Below are 15,708 nucleotides of genomic sequence, written 5' to 3'. Positions count from 1 at the left end.
AACAGTGTCCCCTGACAGGCCCTCCCCCGGCCCCTCCCGCGAGCGGGAGGGGAGATTGATGGCCTCGTCACTCACGCCGCCGCCTTCACAATGGCGAGCAAGCTATCGCGCGCTTCCAGCAGTTCGGCGCGCGGAGTGCTGTCGGTCGGCTCACCCACTCCCGCCAGCGCCTGCTCCAGCCGTGCAGCAGTGACTTCGGACATCGCGGGCAGCGCATTTACCGTGCCCTGCATCTCGTCGAGTTTGGCCCAGCAGTTGAGCACCACATCGCACCCGGCCTTGTGCGCAAGCGCAGAGCGTTCAGGAATCGTCCCGCCGAGCGCCTGCATGTCGATGTCGTCGGTCAGCAGCAGGCCGGAGAAACCGATCCGCTTGCGGATGATCTGCTCGATCACGAACTCTGACTGTGTCGCCGGATGCTCCGCATCCCAAGCGGTGAAGCGGATATGCGCGGTCATCGCCATCGGTGCGTGCGCCAGCCTGGCGAAAGGCGCGATGTCGGTTTCCAGTTCGGCGTCGCTCGCGGTCACAACCGGCAAGTCCTTGTGGCTGTCCACCGCTGCCCGCCCATGGCCCGGCATATGCTTGATGCAGCCCGCCACCCCGCCGCGCGCCAGCCCGTCGAGTACCGCGCGGCCCAGCGCCGCCACCTGCATCGGCTCCGCACCCAGCGCCCGGTCCCCGATCACATCGTGCGCGCCTTCTACCCGCACGTCGAGCAGCGGAAGGTAATCCACGGTAATGCCGACTTCATTGAGGTCCAGCGCCAGTAGTTGCGCGTTCGCTCGCGCCGCCTGAATCGCGCTTGCAGGCGCGATGTCGTAGAGTTCGGCAAACCGGCCTTGCGGCGGATAGGCGGGCCATTCGGGCGGCTTCATCCGCGCCACCCGCCCGCCTTCCTGGTCGATACTGATCAGGAGCTTGTCGCGCCCGTGGATGCTGCGCAGATCGCCGGTCAGCGCGCGCAACTGCTCGCGGTCCTGCACATTACGCCCGAACAGGATGTAGCCCGCCGGATCGGCTTCCTTGAAGAAGGCGCGTTCGTCTGCGGTCAGTCGCAGGCCGGACGTACTGAAAATCGCGGGCGTCATCGGCTCATTTACGCCTGAAACCCTGCCATCACGCAAGCAATTCGCGCCAGCCTGCCGGGGAAAAGCCCCCGGCTGGGGCGTTTCTCAACGAATGTAGCAATCCCCGCCTGCACTACGGATCGAACGGCAGGTCGCATCGGCGCTCGCGCGATCCCCGGCAATGGCCTGCAGGCGATAGACCTTGGCGCCGTTGACATCGCCTTCCACCACCCGGTGGCGCATCCCGGAGAGCACCGAATAGCGCCCGGCTTCGCGGCTCCACGCAGCATCGGCATCGGCGCGGCTGCCATAGGCGCCGATCTGGACATAGACCGCGCCGCTGATGGGCGCTGCGTCCGTCGCATCGTCGTCGGCATTGGCATCGGCCTGCGCCACATCAATGGACGGTTGCGGATCGCTGTCGCCGCCGTCCTCGCTGGCGATCCGCCCGCGCGTGCCTTGACCCTCGGCTACCGCAAAGGCCTGGTCGCCCGTCCCCCTCACCTCGGCTCCGCCCGCATCATCCGGGCGCTGCTTGTAGGCGCCTTCGGGCGCTTCGATGGTGCTGCCATCGGCCACCAGTTCGGGATCGGCGCGATCGCGGGTAAACCACCAGATCGCTGCCAGCAGCGCTCCGACCACGGCGAGGCCGAGCACGGCGTAGCCGATCAGGCGAAAATCGAACCCCTGCTCTTCCTCGTAATCGTCGGCTTCGAGCCACGGCAGATCGTCATCGTCCTGCGCGAGAGTCAACTGCTCCTCATCCGCCCAGTTTTCATTTTCCGCCACGTTTCCCAGGTCCTCGTCCCTGTCCCCCGGATAGGCCCCAAACCCCGTCATGATTACAACTCCTCGACCGCCTCCACGCCCAATAGCGCCAGACCGTTACGAATTACCTGCCCGATCTGCGACGCGAGGAAAAGTCGCGCCGCCGAAAGCGCCGGGTCCTGTGCCACAATGAAGCGTTTGCGCGGATCGTCGTTACCCATGTTCCACAGGCCGTGGAATGACGCCGCGAGTTCGTAGAGGTAGAAGGCGATCCGGTGCGGTTCGCGCGCCCGCGCCGCCGCTTCCACTTCGCGCGGGAACTGCGCCGCCTGCTTGACCAGCGCGAGATCGTCCGGCGTCAGTTGGTCCAGCGCGTCTCCCGAAGGCACGATCCCCTCGTCCGCTGCCTTGCGCAAGATCGAGCGGATCCGCGCATGGGCATACTGCACATAGAACACCGGATTGTCCTTCGACGCTTCGACCACCTTGGCGAAATCGAAATCCATCTGCGCTTCGGGCTTGCGGGTGAGCATGGTGAAGCGCACCACGTCCTTGCCCACTTCCTCCACCATGTCGGCAATGGTGACGAAATTGCCGCTGCGTTTGGACATCTTCACCGGCTCGCCGCCGCGCAGCAATTGCACCATTTGTACCAGCTTCACGTCGAACGGGATCGGCTTTCCTTGGCCCTCGGAAAGCGCCGCGACCGCCGCCTTGATCCGCTTCACCGTGCCCGCATGGTCCGCGCCCCAGATGTCGATGAGCGCGTCGGCATTCTCGGCCTTCTGCATGTGATAGGCGAGATCGGCACCGAAATAGGTCCACTTGCCGTCCGACTTGCGGATCGGGCGGTCCTGGTCGTCGCCGAACTTCGTGCTGCGGAACAGCGGCAGTTCGACCGGCTCCCAGTCCTCCGGCGGAGCCTTGCCCTTGGGTGCTTCGAGTACGCCGTCGTAAACCAGATCGTGCTGGCGCAGCCACGCCTCGGCGGCTTCGGGCTTCTTCGCTTCCTGCAATTCGGCCTCGGAGGAGAACACATCGTGCTGGATGCCGAGCAGCGCGAGATCCGAGCGGATCATCGCCATCATGCCTGCCACCGCCGCCTTGCGGAACACCGCCAGCCACTCGCTTTCCGGGGCGGTGCGATAGGAAGCACCGAACCGCTCCGCCAGCTGCGCGCCGATCGGTTTCAGGTAATCGCCCGGATAGTAACCCTCGGGAATGTCACCGATATCTTCCCCCAGCGCCTCGCGGTAACGCAGGTGCGCCGAGCGGGCGAGCGTATCGACCTGGCCGCCCGCGTCGTTGACGTAGTATTCGCGCGTCACTGCATGTCCGGCGAATTCGAGCAGGCTTGCGAGTGCATCGCCCACCACTGCGCCGCGGCAATGGCCCATGTGCATCGGGCCGGTCGGATTGGCGGAAACGTATTCCACATTCACTCGGCTGCCCGCGCCCATGGTGGACGTGCCATAATCGTCGGCCAGCGCGGCGATGGCGGCGATCTCGTCGGTCCACACTTGCGGCGCGAGGCGCAGATTGATGAACCCCGGCCCGGCAATTTCCGCGCTTTCGATCAGCGGATCGCGGTCCAGATGGGCGACGATCTTTTCCGCCAGCGCGCGCGGATTGGTGCTCGCCGCCTTGGCCAGCACCATCGCGGCATTGGTGGACAGGTCGCCATGCGAGGGATCGCGCGGCGGTTCCACGCTGACATTCGTGCGGCTGGCGCCGGGCGGCAGCGCGCCTTCCATTTCCAGCGCGGAGAGGACGGCATCGATCCGCGCGCCAAAGGCGGCGTAGAGAGTGTGGATATCAGACATGGGCAGCGCCGTTACCCTGTTTGGCACAGGCAGGAAAGCGCCTTACCGCCCCGCTCTACCGGGTTGCGTTGTAGGCCAACTGCTCTTCGCTCAACTGGAAGCCGATCAGCAGTTCGAACGTCGCCCGGGCAATCGCGGCGCGGACATCGGGTTCGGTCAGCGGATCGATCGCGGCGGACTGGTCGCCCGCGCGGCGGCGACGCGTGATGCGTTCGCGGATATCTTCAGGCAGGGTCGCTTCGGCGCGATCGACATAGGCGCCTGCCGTGCCGGTGGCCTGTGCACGTTCCTGCCCGTCCGCAAAGGTGAGCGTCACCGTACCTACCCGCTTGGCGACAACCGAATTGCCGCCGCGCATCACGGTGGAGAAATAGGGCAGTTCCACCGTCCGCGCGCCGCTGGTGTTGCGGCGGGTGGCGAGCACATCGAAAGTTGCGGTGGTGTAAACCTGCGCCCCGGTATCGTTGCAGGTGCTGCGGACATTGGTAATCGCCGCGCTGACATCGAGCGCATCGGCCGTGCGTGCGCTGGCGGGGGAGAACAGCGTCATATCGCCGGTATAGTTGGGCACGCCCACCGCCGGGCACACCGATCGCAGCGCCGTGATTCCCACGCTCTGGTCCACCACAATCTCGCCATCGGATTTGCACCCTGCCAGCAGGGCAACCGAAGTGGCGAGAGCAATCAGCGCGGGTCGAAACTGCATATGCGTCCTTGATACTGGCGGGATCGGGGCGACTTAGAAACCTGATCCGGGGAACAGCCCCCTAGCCCTTTCGCAGGGGCGCGACAACCGCTAGAGGCAGCACTATGAACGCCCCCTTTCACGAAAACAGCGCCGATGCGGCGAAACGCCCGCTCACCGTGCTGATCGCTTCGCCGCGCGGCTTTTGCGCCGGTGTGGACCGCGCCATCGAAATCGTCGAGAAATCGATCGAACGCTTCGGTGCCCCGGTCTATGTCCGGCACGAGATCGTCCACAACCGCTACGTGGTGGAGGGATTGCGCGAAAAGGGGGCGATCTTCGTCGAGGAACTGGACGAAGTGCCCGACGATGCGCCAGTGGTATTCAGCGCCCACGGCGTTCCCAAGTCGGTGCCCGCCGAGGCCGAGCGGCGCAAGATGATCTATCTCGATGCTACCTGCCCGCTGGTGAGCAAGGTCCACCGGCAGGCCGAACGGCAGATCGAGAAAGGCCAGCACATCATTTTCATCGGCCACGAGGGCCATCCCGAAGTGATCGGCACGATGGGGCAGGTGCCCGAAGGGCGAATGACTCTGGTGGAAACGCTGGAGGACGTTGCTCGCCTGCCGTTCACGCAGGAGGATTCTCTCGCCTTCCTCACCCAGACCACGCTTTCGGTGGACGATACGGCGGAACTGATCGAAGCGCTCAAGGCGCGCTATCCGCAGATCGTCGCGCCCAAGGCGGAAGACATCTGTTACGCCACATCGAATCGTCAGGCAGCGGTGAAGGCGATTACGGAAAGCTGCGATCTGCTGCTGGTGATCGGCGCGCCCAATTCGTCCAATTCGTTGCGGCTGGTGGAAGTGGCAGAACGGATGGGTACCCAGGCGCGGCTGATCCAGCGTGCGAGCGAAATCGACTCCGAGTGGCTTGAAGGTGTGGGGACGCTGGGGTTGACGGCTGGAGCCTCCGCTCCGGAAGTGCTGGTGCGCGAGGTTATCGCCCGGCTGGGTGAATGGCGCACCGTGGAAGAGCGCAACGTGCGCACGGTCGAGGAAAAGATGGTGTTCAAGCTGCCGCGCGAGCTTACCGAATAGGCACGCGAGCGTGGCGGTCTACACACATCTCACGGCAGAAGTGCTTGCCAGTCTTATCGCGCATTACGATGTCGGTGAACTGGTATCAGCCAAGGGCATTGCCGAGGGCGTTTCCAATTCCAACTGGCTGATCGAAACCACCGGCGCGGATGGCAAAGGTGCGCGCTTTATCCTGACGATGTACGAACGGCGCATCGATCTGGCCGACCTGCCGTTCTTCCTCGACCTGCTCGATCACCTTGCCGCGCGCGACTGCCCGGTGCCGGGCACCGTGCACGATCGGGAGGGCAATTCGCATCGCTGGCTGGGCGACCCCGGCTCGGGGGCCGGGGCAGGCAAGGCGGTGGCGCTGATCGAATTCATCCCCGGCGTCTCGGTGGGCGAGCCCACTCCGGCGCAGGCGCGCAATGTTGGTATGGTGCTCGCGCAGATGCACGCGGCGGCCGAGAGTTTCCCGGTGCAACGCCGGAACGAACTCGGACCGGAGACCTCCGCCCGGGTGCTGGCCGATTGCGGGACGGAAGCACTTGCCGCTATCGACCCGGCGCTCCCCGCCGCCATTGCCGAAGCGCAGCGGGTGGCGCGCGACTGGCCGCAAGACCTGCCGCGCTCGATAATCCATTCCGACCTGTTCCCCGACAATGTCCTGATGCTCGGCGAGCGGGTGAGCGGGCTGATCGATTTCTACTTCGCGTGCCACGATATGATGGCTTACGATCTGGCAGTCACCCACGCCGCCTGGAGCTTCGCCGACGGCGGGCGCACATACCGCGCCGAAGTGGGACGGGCACTGATCGCGGGCTATCAATCGGTACGCGAACTGCTTGATATCGAACGCCGCGCAATGCCGCTGCTGGCGCAGGGCGCGGCGCTGCGGTTCATTTCCAGTCGTGCGCAGGATTGGATCGATACCCCCGCCGATGCGATGGTAACGCGCAAGGACCCGATGGATTTTCATCGGCGGCTGCACTTCTATCTGCGCGAGGGGGACAAGGTCTTCGCATGAAAAAGGTGGAGATTTTCACCGACGGGGCCTGCAAGGGCAATCCCGGTCCCGGCGGCTGGGGCGCCTTGCTGCGTATGGGGCGGCACGAGAAGGAAATGTCCGGCTCCGAACCGGACACCACCAACAACCGCATGGAAATGACCGCCGCGATCAAGGCGCTCAGCGCGCTGATCGAGCCGTGCAAGGTCACGCTGCACACCGACAGCCGCTACCTGATCGACGGCATGACCAAGTGGATCGACGGCTGGCAGCGCAAGGGCTGGATCAGCGCCAGCAAGAAACCGGTGCGCAACGAAGACCTGTGGCATGAACTGATCGCGCTGGCGGCGAAGCACGATATCACCTGGGAATGGGTGAAGGGGCACAATGGCCACCCGGAGAACGAACGGGTGGACAAGCTCGCCAGCGATGCAGCGGACGCAGCGAGATAATTGGGCAGAGGAAAAGGCTGACCCCTTGCAGGATCGGCCTCTCGGAAGTTCAATCGCTCAGGCGGCGCTTTCATCCACTGTTTCGGCACCGGGACCGTTCTTCTTGATCGATTCGATGGCGTTCTTCGCACTGGCCTTCGACGAATAGCCTTCGGTCCAGAAGATCGCTTCGGAATTGTACATGAAATAGGCGACGAATTCGCCCGCCTTGTTCTTCTTGATCTTGAAATGATGCGCCATCGAAATCCCTCCTGTTATCGTCCGCAGGTGACATAACAAAAGCACGGCGAATGGCTAGGCCGGAGCCGTGGCGAAGCGGTCCGGCGCATACGATTTTACATCCAGTGCCTGTGTCATCGCATCGCGCGGCAAGCGCAACAGCAGTTGCGCACCCAGCCTTGCGGCGGCCGGAGCCGTCTGTATGCCGTAGCCGCCTTGGCCGACGAACCAGAAGAAACCCGGCTTGTTTGCGTCGAAGCCATAGACCGGCAAACGGTCGGGCGCGAAGCTGCGCAGCCCGGCCCATTTGTGTTCGACCGCCGCCACCCGCCAGTCCACCACTTGCTCGAACCGGTCGATCGCCAGGGCCACGTCCAGTTCTTCGGGAGCGGCATCGCAAGGGGCGCAGGGGCTTTCGTCGTGCGGGCTGAGCCAGAGCTTGCCGCTTTCGGGGCGGAAATAGAACTCCCCCGCGATATCGAGGCACAATGGCAAGGTGGCGGGTGGCGCGGGATCGGTGCGCAATTGCACCACCGTGCGGCGGTAGGGCTGGATGCCCAGCGGCTCTACGCCCGCCAGCAGCGCCAGTTCGTCGGCCCACGCCCCTGCCGCGTTGGCGAGCACCCCGGCGCGAATTTCCCGCCCGTCAGTCAAGCCCAGCACCCAGCCTTCACTGGTCCGCTCAGCCGCGACGATGCGTGCCCGGCATAAGAGCTCCACACCCGCCTTGCGCGCCTCGCCAAGGTAATGCTGGTGCAGCCCAGCCACATCGATATCGGCGCAGCGCGGTTGGTGGATCGCGCGGTCCCATTCGGGGCGCAGGCCAGGCACCAATTCGGTCAGGCTCTCGCGCCCGATACGCACCGGATTGGCGCCCGATCCGGCAAAGCGGCGGAAGAAACTCTCGATCGCCGGTTCGTCCTTCTCCCGCGCCAGGTAGAGCGCCCCGCGCTCGCCCAGGAAGCCTCGTTCGCGCAGCCAATCGCCCGATGCCAACGTCAGCGGGACGATATCCGGCCCACCGTAACATTCTTCCCAGAAGGCTGCCGAACGCCCGGTCGCATGGTAGCCGGGGCGATCCTCCGCTTCCAGCAACACCACCCGCGCCCCTACGCTCAATCCGGCGCCCAGTTCGGCAGCGAGGCTTGCCCCCGCCATCCCCGCGCCGACAATCGCAATGTCGAAATGCTCGCTCAAGCCGCCACACCTGCCAGGAATTCGTCGATAGCCGCCAGCGCGCGATCGCGCACCTCGTCCACTTCGCGCAGTATTTCGTGGCGCGCTTCCTTGCCGAACACCAGCGCATCTACACGAGGCAGCCGGGCGATGGCGCTGCGGATGGCGGAAGGACTCACCAGCCGGTCGGCGTCGGTAGCGACGATAAACACCGGCACCTGCACACTTTCCAGCGCGCCGCGGCGGAACAGCGCGGTGGAACTTTCGGTCGCGCCCTTCACCCAGCCCCAGCTGCCGGGGCCGAGCTCCAGTTCGGGCCGCTCGTGCCGCCACCACATTTCGTCTTCATAGCGATCCTCGTCATGCGTCAGCAACGTGTTGCGCAGAGCCGCTTTCGCGCCGGGCTTCTCGCTGATCTTCCACGCAGGACGGCGCGGATCGCCCATCCTCGCCATCATCCGGGCAAAGCCGCGCTTGACCGGCAGGGGCACCAGTTCGGGAAACACGTCGAGCATCGGCGCGGTGAGCACCAGTGCATCGGGCGCGGGCATCAACACCTTCTCGATCACCGCACGTAGCACCAGATGCCCACCCATCGAATGGCCGACCAGCACCAGCGGACCCTCTTTCGTTGCCGCCCACTGCTTCCAGAAATCGGCCAGATCGGCAATCCACAATGCGAAATCGTCGATATGGCCGGTGCCCGCGTCCAGCCCCAGCCGCCCCGAACCACCCTGTCCGCGCCAGTCCGCGGCGCTGACCTGCCAGCCCTGCTGGCGCCAATGTTCGAGGCTTTCGAGATATTTCTCATAGGCATCGCCGCGCCCCGGCATGAACAGCATCGCCCCGCGTAGCGGCACGCCTGACGGCGGCGCGGGCCAATCTATGTGCCTGATCTTGTGCCCGTCTGCAGCTTGCCAGACGCCTTCCACCGATCCGGCAGGGATGGCCCGGCGGTCGAATGGCGCAGCAGCGATTTGGTCTTGGCTAATTCCAGCCTCCTGTCCGTGGTTACTTTTTGGTAAGTGATACCCGCTAGCACAAGAGCTCACAGGGCCATTCGGGGACCTTTGGGGGCTTTCATGCTGGACGATCCGATCAAGTACGCATTGCTTGCCGCACTGGCAATCGCGCTGCTGACTGCCGCCTTCACCGATCTCAAGAGCCGCCGCATCGCCAATTGGCTGAATGCCGCGATTGCGCTGGGCGCGCCGCTGTTCTGGTTTGCTACCGACATGGCGCTGTGGCCCGATGTGGCCATGCAACTGGGCACCGCGCTGGCCACCTTTGCCGTGCTGTCGGTGCTGTTTGCCATGCGCGCGATGGGCGGGGGAGACGTGAAGCTGCTCACCGCGCTGGCGCTGTGGATCCAGCCGCTGCTGTTCGTCAAACTGCTGATCATGATGGCGCTGCTGGGCGGCGTGCTGACGATCGGTTTCGGGGCCTGGCACATCATGCGCCGCCAGCGCGACAAGATCGCCATTCCCTACGGCGTGGCCATCGCTCTGGCCGGACTGTGGACCATCGGCACCTTTTACCTTCCCGCTTCCACCGCCGTAGCGGCGGGGTGAACCTGATTTTAACCACTTCCGCGCTATCCGGCGCAATCGTTATTGCAAGATCCAACTGAGGGGGCTTGACGCACCATGGACAAGAAGAAGCTCATCCTGCTGGTAGGGGCGCTGATCATCGCGATCGGCACCGCCCTTGCTGCCCGGAGCATGTTCGCAGGCGCGGCAGCTCCCGAAGTCGAAGCCGCAGCACCGGAGCCCGAAGGGCCCAAGGTGCTGGTTGCCAAGCGCAGCCTGCCGGTGGGAACCATCATCACTGCCGATGCGGTGGCTTACCAGCTGTGGCCGCAAGAACTGGTCCAGGACGCATACTTCATCGACGGCGAAGCCAATATGGAGCAGCTTCTGGGCACCGTGGTACGCTACCAGATGACCGCTGGTGAACCCGTTACCCAAGGTTCGCTCGTCGCGCCGGGAGATCGCGGCTTTCTTGCAGCGGCACTCGGGCCGGGTATGCGCGCCGTGACCGTCCCTGTTTCGGCCCGTACGGGTGTGGGTGGCTTCGTGTTCCCGGGTGATCGGGTGGACATGGTGCTGACCCAGACCGTTGGCGGCGGTGGACAGGGTGAATTGCCGCTCCAGGCGTCGGAAACGATCCTCACCAACCTGCGCGTTCTGGCAACCGACCAGTCCACCGAATCCACCACCACCGAAGATGGCCGCACCGTAGTGCGCGCCTTCCGCACAGTGACCATGGAAGTGACCCCGCGCATCGCCGAACGGATCGCTGTGGCACAGACGCTCGGCACGATCAGCCTGACGCTGCGCTCGATCGCGGACAACCAGGCCGAACTCGACCGGGCAATTGCTTCGGGCGATATCGACCTGCCGGCCAATACCACCCCCGAGGAAGAAGAGCGGCTGCTGCGAACCGTAGCCTCGCGTCCCGGTGAAGGTGGCACCACCTTCCAGACCGGCGGCGACGTCTCGCGCTTCCAGCGCAGCACCGTCCCCTCGCGGGCCCCTGCCAACAACGGACCGGCCCCTGCCCCACAGGAAGCCGGAGCACCGCGCGCTGCCGGCCCGGTCGTTCCTTCGGGCCCGACGGTCCGCGTGAGCCGCGGCAACAATGTCTCCGTGGTGCCGGTCGAACGCGGCGCGGGTGCACTGCTCGATCGCCAGGCCAATGCGATGGGAACCGGTGCCCGCACCGCACCCGTCGGCATGTCGACACTTCGGTGATCGCCATGACCAAGCGCACAGAGCCAAACATTCGCACTTCCACCGGATTTGTTCCGAAAGGCAAGACAATGACCAGCCGTCTTCTCAAAAGCGTATTGAGTGCCGCCTGCGCACTCGCGCCGCTGGCACTGCTGCCAGCGACGCAGGCCCAGGCCCAGTCCATCAGCCCCGCGCAGGATCTCGTCCTGTCCATCGGTCGCGGTGAACTGGTCAACGTGCCCGGCAACATGGCCGACATCTTCATCGCCAACGAAGCGGTTGCCGATGTCGAAGTGAAGAGCCAGCGGCAGCTATATATCTTCGGCCTTTCGGGCGGCGAAACCACGATCTACGCCAGCAATGCTGCGGGCGATATCATCTGGTCCGCCAATGTCCGTGTCGGTTCGAACATCGACAGCATCGACCAGATGCTCGGCCTCGCCATGCCCGAAGCCAATATTTCGGTGGCGACGATGGGCAGCAACACCGTGCTGTTGACCGGCACCGTGGCCGCCCCGGAAGACGCCTCCGAAGCCGAACGGCTGGTGCAGGCCTTCGTCGGCGATGGTGCCAATGTCATTTCCCGCCTGCGCATGGCGACGCCGTTGCAGGTCAACCTGCGCGTTCGCTTTGCCGAAGTCAGCCGCTCGCTGGCGCGCAATCTGGGCACCAACCTGACCACGATCGATACCACCAGCGGGTTCCAGTTCGGCCTCAACCAGGGCCGCGCCCCGACGGTGTTCGCGCCGGGCCGGGGTGTCGGCTTCGGTGATCTGACGGTTCCGGCTGTCGATCCGAACACCGGCCAGATCATCACCACGGAAGGCAGTTCTTTCGGCGGCATTTCGCCGGGAACCACGCTTGCGGGTGTGGGGCAGTTCCTCGGTCTCGACATCGCCGCAGCGCTCGATCTGGGCGAACGTCGCGGTCTTGTCACCACGCTGGCGCAGCCGAACCTTACCGCGCTTTCGGGCGAAACCGCCGAATTCCTAGCCGGCGGCGAATTCCCGATCCCGCTCAGCCAGGGGCTTGGCACCACCACGGTGCAGTACAAGAACTTCGGCGTGAGCCTTTCCTACACCCCGATCGTGCTCAGCAACGGGCGCATATCGATCCGCGTGCGGCCCGAAGTGTCCGAACTGTCGAGCCAGGGTGCGGTGACGCTGAACGGCTTCCAGATCCCGGCGCTGACCATTCGCCGCGCGGAAACCACGGTGGAACTGGGCTCGGGCGAAAGCTTCATGATTGCCGGGCTGTTGCAGAACAATGCCCAGCAAACGATCGAGCAGATGCCGGGCGCGGGTGACATCCCGATCCTGGGCAACCTGTTCCGTTCCACCAGCTTCCAGCGCGGTGAAACCGAGCTGGTGATCGTGGTGACGCCTTATCTGGTGCAGCCGGTCAACGACCGCGACATTCGCTTGCCGACCGACGGCTTCAACGTCCCCAATGCTGCCGAGCAGTTCCTGCTGGGCCGCGAAACGGCGGGCGAGAGCGGCGGCAGGAGACCTATGCCCCGCGCCGCGGGCGAAGCACCCACCGGTCCGGACCTCAGCCTGATCGACCAGAACGGCACCGCGCTGGCAGGCGGTGACGCCCCTGCCGGCACCGCCCCGCAGACCGCCTCAGCCGCGCTGCCCGGTTTCAGCTTCAACGAAGACGGAGAGTGATCGCCATGACCAATCGTAACAAACGCCTTGCGGCGACGGCACTGGTGCTGTCGCTCGGCTTCGGCCTCTCCGCCTGCGGCACCATGAACGAAGGCCCGCGCAACATGGGTCTGGATTCGATCCAGCAGCCCGTTGTCGAGCGCCACAACTACGCGCTCGATCTCGCCAGCGGCGGCTCCGGGTTGACAGTGCCGGAAATGGCGCGGCTGGCCGACTGGTTCGAAACGCTCGACCTCGGCTATGGCGATCGTATCGCGGTGGACGATCCCACCAGCAGCCCGGCAGTGCGCGAAGACGTCGCCGCCGTTGCCAGCCGCTTCGGCATCCTTCTCAGCCAGACGGCACCGATCACCGAGGGCTATGTCAATCCCGGCAATGTCCGCGTGGTGGTCAGCCGTTCGACAGCATCCGTACCCGGCTGCCCGATCTGGGACGACGAATACGGTTTCGAGCGCGGCAATCACACCTCGACCGGGTTCGGCTGCGCGGTGAACAGCAACATCGCGGCGATGGTGGCCGATCCCGAACATCTGCTCAACGGCGCCAGCGGCACCGGAGAAACGGTGGTCCTGACTTCCAACCGCGCCATCGATTCGTATCGTGAAGCAACTCCGACCGGCAATGGCGGCACCGCCGTCGCTGCTGTCGCCTCTGACGGGAACTGATCCTATGAGCGCTCAATGGAAACCCGGACCGCTCGGCAATCGCGAGCCGTTCTCGGCCTATATCTGCGACGATGGTGCGCTTGATGCCCTGCGTCCGGTGGTCATCGAAATGGGCTGGCAGCCCGAGAAGTGCAACAAGGGCGGCCTGCGCAATGCGGTGCAGTCCCTGTCGATCTCGGCCAGCCCGGCGATCCTGATGGTCGACCTGTCGGAAAGCGGCGATCCGCTGAACGATATCAACGCCCTGGCCGAGGTTTGCGAACCTGGCACGGTGGTGATCGCGGTTGGCCAGGTGAACGACGTACGGCTCTATCGCGATCTGCTTTCGAGCGGCATCCACGATTACCTGCTGAAGCCGCTATCGGCCAATGCGGTACGCGATGCTCTGACCCAGGCGCAGGCGGTGTTCTCCGCCCCGCGCAACAACGATGCCGATGGCGAGCGCGAACACATCGCCACCGCCGTGGTCGGCACCCGCGGCGGCGTGGGCGCTTCCACCATCGCTACCTCTCTGGCATGGCTGTTCTCGATCGAACACGAACGCTCGACCGCGCTTCTCGATCTCGACGTCCATTTTGGCACCGGCGCGCTGGCGCTCGATCTGGAACCGGGCCGCGGCCTGACCGATGCGATCGAGAATCCCAGCCGCATCGACGGGCTGTTCATCGAACGCGCGATGATCCGGGCGAACGACAATCTGGCGATCATGTCGGCCGAAGCGCCGATCAATTCCCCGCTTATGACCGACGGCACCGCCTTCGTTCAGCTGGAGGAAGAGTTCCGCCAGGCGTTCGACATGACGGTGATCGACCTGCCGCGCAACATGCTGATCAACTTCCCGCACCTGCTGACCGAAGTGAACGTGGTGACGCTTGTTACCGAACTCACGCTGGCATCGGCGCGCGATACCATCCGCATCCTTTCGTGGCTGAAGCAGAACGCTCCCGGCGCGCATCCGATGATCGTGTGCAACAAGGTGCAATCGGGCGCGGCGGAAATCAGCAAGGCCGATTTCGAAGCCTCGATCGAACGCAAGATCAATTTCCAGATCGCGTTCGACCAGAAGGCCGCTGCCAATGCGGCAAAGCTGGGGCAGACTTTCATCGAAGCGAACAAGGGCTCGCGCACCGTCGCTCCCCTCCGCGAGATCGGCAAGACGATTGTCGGTGTCGGTGGCGATGACGGGGCGAGCCTTGCCGAAGGCGGCCGAAAGGCTGCCGCCAAGGGCAAGTTCGATCTGAAATCGTTTCTGGGTGGCGCAGGCAAGAAGAAGACCAAGGGCCTGATCGCTGCCGAGCCTGCCGAATAGGAGTGCGCGGGGCGGGCCATGCTCGCCCTCTCACCTCTCGATCACATGACTCAAGATTTTAGAGAAGGCGGATCATGAATATCATCCAGCTCCTGCTAGTGGCCGGCGGCCTGATGGGATTGATGATCCTGGGCTATGCCCTGATGAACGGCAAGTCGCCGACCAAGGAAGCCCAACGACGAATGGAGGCGGTTCGCTATCGCCATTCCGAGAGCACGAGCGACCGTGTCGAGAGCCAGCTCAAGAAGGCCATCGCCGCGCGCAAGCCCAAGCAGTTCCGGGCAGCCGGCTCGGGATCGCGCGCCGAAGCGCTGGCGGTGCGGCTCAACCGCACCGGCAAGAGCTGGACGATTTCGCAATACCTTTATGCCTCGCTCGGCTTGGGAGTGGTCGTTGCAGCGCTGCTTTACCTTCAGTCGGGATCGGCCATGCTGGCGCTTGGTCTGGGCGTGATGGTGGGCGCGGGGATTCCACATTTCGTGGTCGGCAGCGCGATCAAGAAGCGTACCAATGCCTTCACCTCCAAATTCCCCGACGCCATCGAGCTGCTGGTGCGCGGCCTGCGCTCCGGCCTGCCGGTGGCCGAAACACTCGGCGTTGTCGGACAGGAAGTTCCCGGCCCGGTCGGGATTGAATTTCGCCAGGTCGTCGAACGCATCCGCATCGGCAAGACCATGGAAGAATCACTGCAGGAAGCGGCGGACAAGCTGGGGACGGCAGAATTCCAGTTCTTCGTCATCACGCTCGCCATCCAGCGCGAAACCGGCGGCAACCTTGCCGAAACGCTGTCCAACCTTGCCGATGTGCTGCGCAAGCGCGCGCAGATGAAGCTCAAGATCAAGGCGATGAGCTCGGAATCGAAGGCTTCCGCCTATATCGTGGGGGCCCTGCCCTTCATCGTCTTCGGCCTGATCTTCTGGATCAACCCCAACTACATCGGCGGCTTTTTCGAAGACGAACGACTGATCATCACCGGCCTGTTCGGCCTGGTGTGGATGAGCATCGGCGCCTTCATCATGGCCAAGATGGTCAACTTCGAAATCTGAGCGGGGAA

Annotated in this window: 16 protein-coding genes; 9 read left to right on the top strand and 7 right to left on the bottom strand. The window is 64.5% G+C overall.

Going from position 1 to position 15,708, the window contains the following annotated elements:
• Window positions 1-71: 71 nt before the first annotated feature.
• From nagZ to JY451_08820, 4 genes are all read right to left on the bottom strand, one after another.
• The gene (gene nagZ, locus JY451_08835) at window positions 72-1,091 is read right to left on the bottom strand and encodes a beta-N-acetylhexosaminidase (protein ID QZH73882.1); all 1,020 of its coding nucleotides are present in this window, start codon (window positions 1,089-1,091) and stop codon (window positions 72-74) included.
• A gap of 84 nt (window positions 1,092-1,175) precedes the next feature.
• Window positions 1,176-1,910 (bottom strand): SPOR domain-containing protein, encoded by a 735-nt coding sequence (locus JY451_08830; GenBank protein QZH73881.1) that lies wholly within the window; start codon window positions 1,908-1,910, stop codon window positions 1,176-1,178.
• A gap of 2 nt (window positions 1,911-1,912) precedes the next feature.
• Window positions 1,913-3,661, bottom strand: coding sequence for an arginine--tRNA ligase (locus JY451_08825; protein ID QZH73880.1), 1,749 nt, complete (start codon window positions 3,659-3,661; stop codon window positions 1,913-1,915).
• A gap of 55 nt (window positions 3,662-3,716) precedes the next feature.
• Window positions 3,717-4,367: a hypothetical protein gene (locus JY451_08820; protein QZH73879.1), complete on the bottom strand. Its 651-nt coding sequence runs from the start codon at window positions 4,365-4,367 to the stop codon at window positions 3,717-3,719.
• A gap of 104 nt (window positions 4,368-4,471) precedes the next feature.
• Here JY451_08820 and ispH point away from each other — a divergent pair, with 104 nt between their 5' ends.
• The 3 genes from ispH to rnhA are packed head-to-tail and all read left to right on the top strand — an operon-like array spanning window position 4,472 to window position 6,883.
• The gene (ispH, locus tag JY451_08815) at window positions 4,472-5,446 is read left to right on the top strand and encodes a 4-hydroxy-3-methylbut-2-enyl diphosphate reductase (protein QZH73878.1); all 975 of its coding nucleotides are present in this window, start codon (window positions 4,472-4,474) and stop codon (window positions 5,444-5,446) included.
• Between the two features lie 10 nt (window positions 5,447-5,456).
• Window positions 5,457-6,452, top strand: coding sequence for a homoserine kinase (gene thrB, locus JY451_08810; GenBank protein QZH73877.1), 996 nt, complete (start codon window positions 5,457-5,459; stop codon window positions 6,450-6,452).
• Window positions 6,449-6,883 (top strand): ribonuclease HI, encoded by a 435-nt coding sequence (gene rnhA / locus JY451_08805; GenBank protein QZH73876.1) that lies wholly within the window; start codon window positions 6,449-6,451, stop codon window positions 6,881-6,883. Before thrB ends, rnhA begins: the two co-directional genes overlap by 4 nt.
• A 57-nt stretch (window positions 6,884-6,940) precedes the next feature.
• Here the strand turns inward: rnhA and JY451_08800 are convergent, their stop codons facing one another.
• The 3 genes from JY451_08800 to JY451_08790 are packed head-to-tail and all read right to left on the bottom strand — an operon-like array spanning window position 6,941 to window position 9,255.
• On the bottom strand, window positions 6,941-7,123 hold the full coding sequence (locus JY451_08800; GenBank protein QZH73875.1) for a DUF1508 domain-containing protein: 183 nt from the start codon (window positions 7,121-7,123) through the stop codon (window positions 6,941-6,943).
• A 54-nt stretch (window positions 7,124-7,177) separates the two neighbouring features.
• The gene (locus JY451_08795) at window positions 7,178-8,299 is read right to left on the bottom strand and encodes an FAD-binding oxidoreductase (protein ID QZH73874.1); all 1,122 of its coding nucleotides are present in this window, start codon (window positions 8,297-8,299) and stop codon (window positions 7,178-7,180) included.
• Complete coding sequence (locus tag JY451_08790; protein QZH76655.1) at window positions 8,296-9,255, bottom strand: alpha/beta hydrolase; 960 nt, start codon at window positions 9,253-9,255, stop codon at window positions 8,296-8,298. Before JY451_08790 ends, JY451_08795 begins: the two co-directional genes overlap by 4 nt.
• A 105-nt stretch (window positions 9,256-9,360) precedes the next feature.
• Here JY451_08790 and JY451_08785 point away from each other — a divergent pair, with 105 nt between their 5' ends.
• From JY451_08785 to JY451_08760, 6 genes are all read left to right on the top strand, one after another.
• Window positions 9,361-9,849, top strand: coding sequence for a prepilin peptidase (locus tag JY451_08785; protein QZH73873.1), 489 nt, complete (start codon window positions 9,361-9,363; stop codon window positions 9,847-9,849).
• Between the two features lie 75 nt (window positions 9,850-9,924).
• Window positions 9,925-11,031: a Flp pilus assembly protein CpaB gene (gene cpaB / locus JY451_08780; protein QZH73872.1), complete on the top strand. Its 1,107-nt coding sequence runs from the start codon at window positions 9,925-9,927 to the stop codon at window positions 11,029-11,031.
• A gap of 68 nt (window positions 11,032-11,099) precedes the next feature.
• The gene (locus JY451_08775; protein ID QZH73871.1) at window positions 11,100-12,680 is read left to right on the top strand and encodes a type II and III secretion system protein family protein; all 1,581 of its coding nucleotides are present in this window, start codon (window positions 11,100-11,102) and stop codon (window positions 12,678-12,680) included.
• A 5-nt stretch (window positions 12,681-12,685) separates the two neighbouring features.
• On the top strand, window positions 12,686-13,345 hold the full coding sequence (locus JY451_08770) for a CpaD family pilus assembly protein (protein ID QZH73870.1): 660 nt from the start codon (window positions 12,686-12,688) through the stop codon (window positions 13,343-13,345).
• A gap of 4 nt (window positions 13,346-13,349) precedes the next feature.
• Window positions 13,350-14,654 carry a pilus assembly protein CpaE gene (locus tag JY451_08765; GenBank protein QZH73869.1) on the top strand — a complete coding sequence of 435 codons (1,305 nt, stop codon included), beginning with the start codon at window positions 13,350-13,352 and terminating at the stop codon, window positions 14,652-14,654.
• A 74-nt stretch (window positions 14,655-14,728) separates the two neighbouring features.
• Complete coding sequence (locus tag JY451_08760; GenBank protein ID QZH73868.1) at window positions 14,729-15,700, top strand: type II secretion system F family protein; 972 nt, start codon at window positions 14,729-14,731, stop codon at window positions 15,698-15,700.
• Window positions 15,701-15,708: the final 8 nt, after the last annotated feature.

The sequence above is a fragment of the Erythrobacter sp. genome (assembly GCA_019739335.1).
In the GTDB taxonomy this organism is placed as follows: domain Bacteria; phylum Pseudomonadota; class Alphaproteobacteria; order Sphingomonadales; family Sphingomonadaceae; genus Alteraurantiacibacter.
Note: the sequence above shows the minus strand (reverse complement) of the source record. Positions and strands in the feature narration are given on the sequence as shown.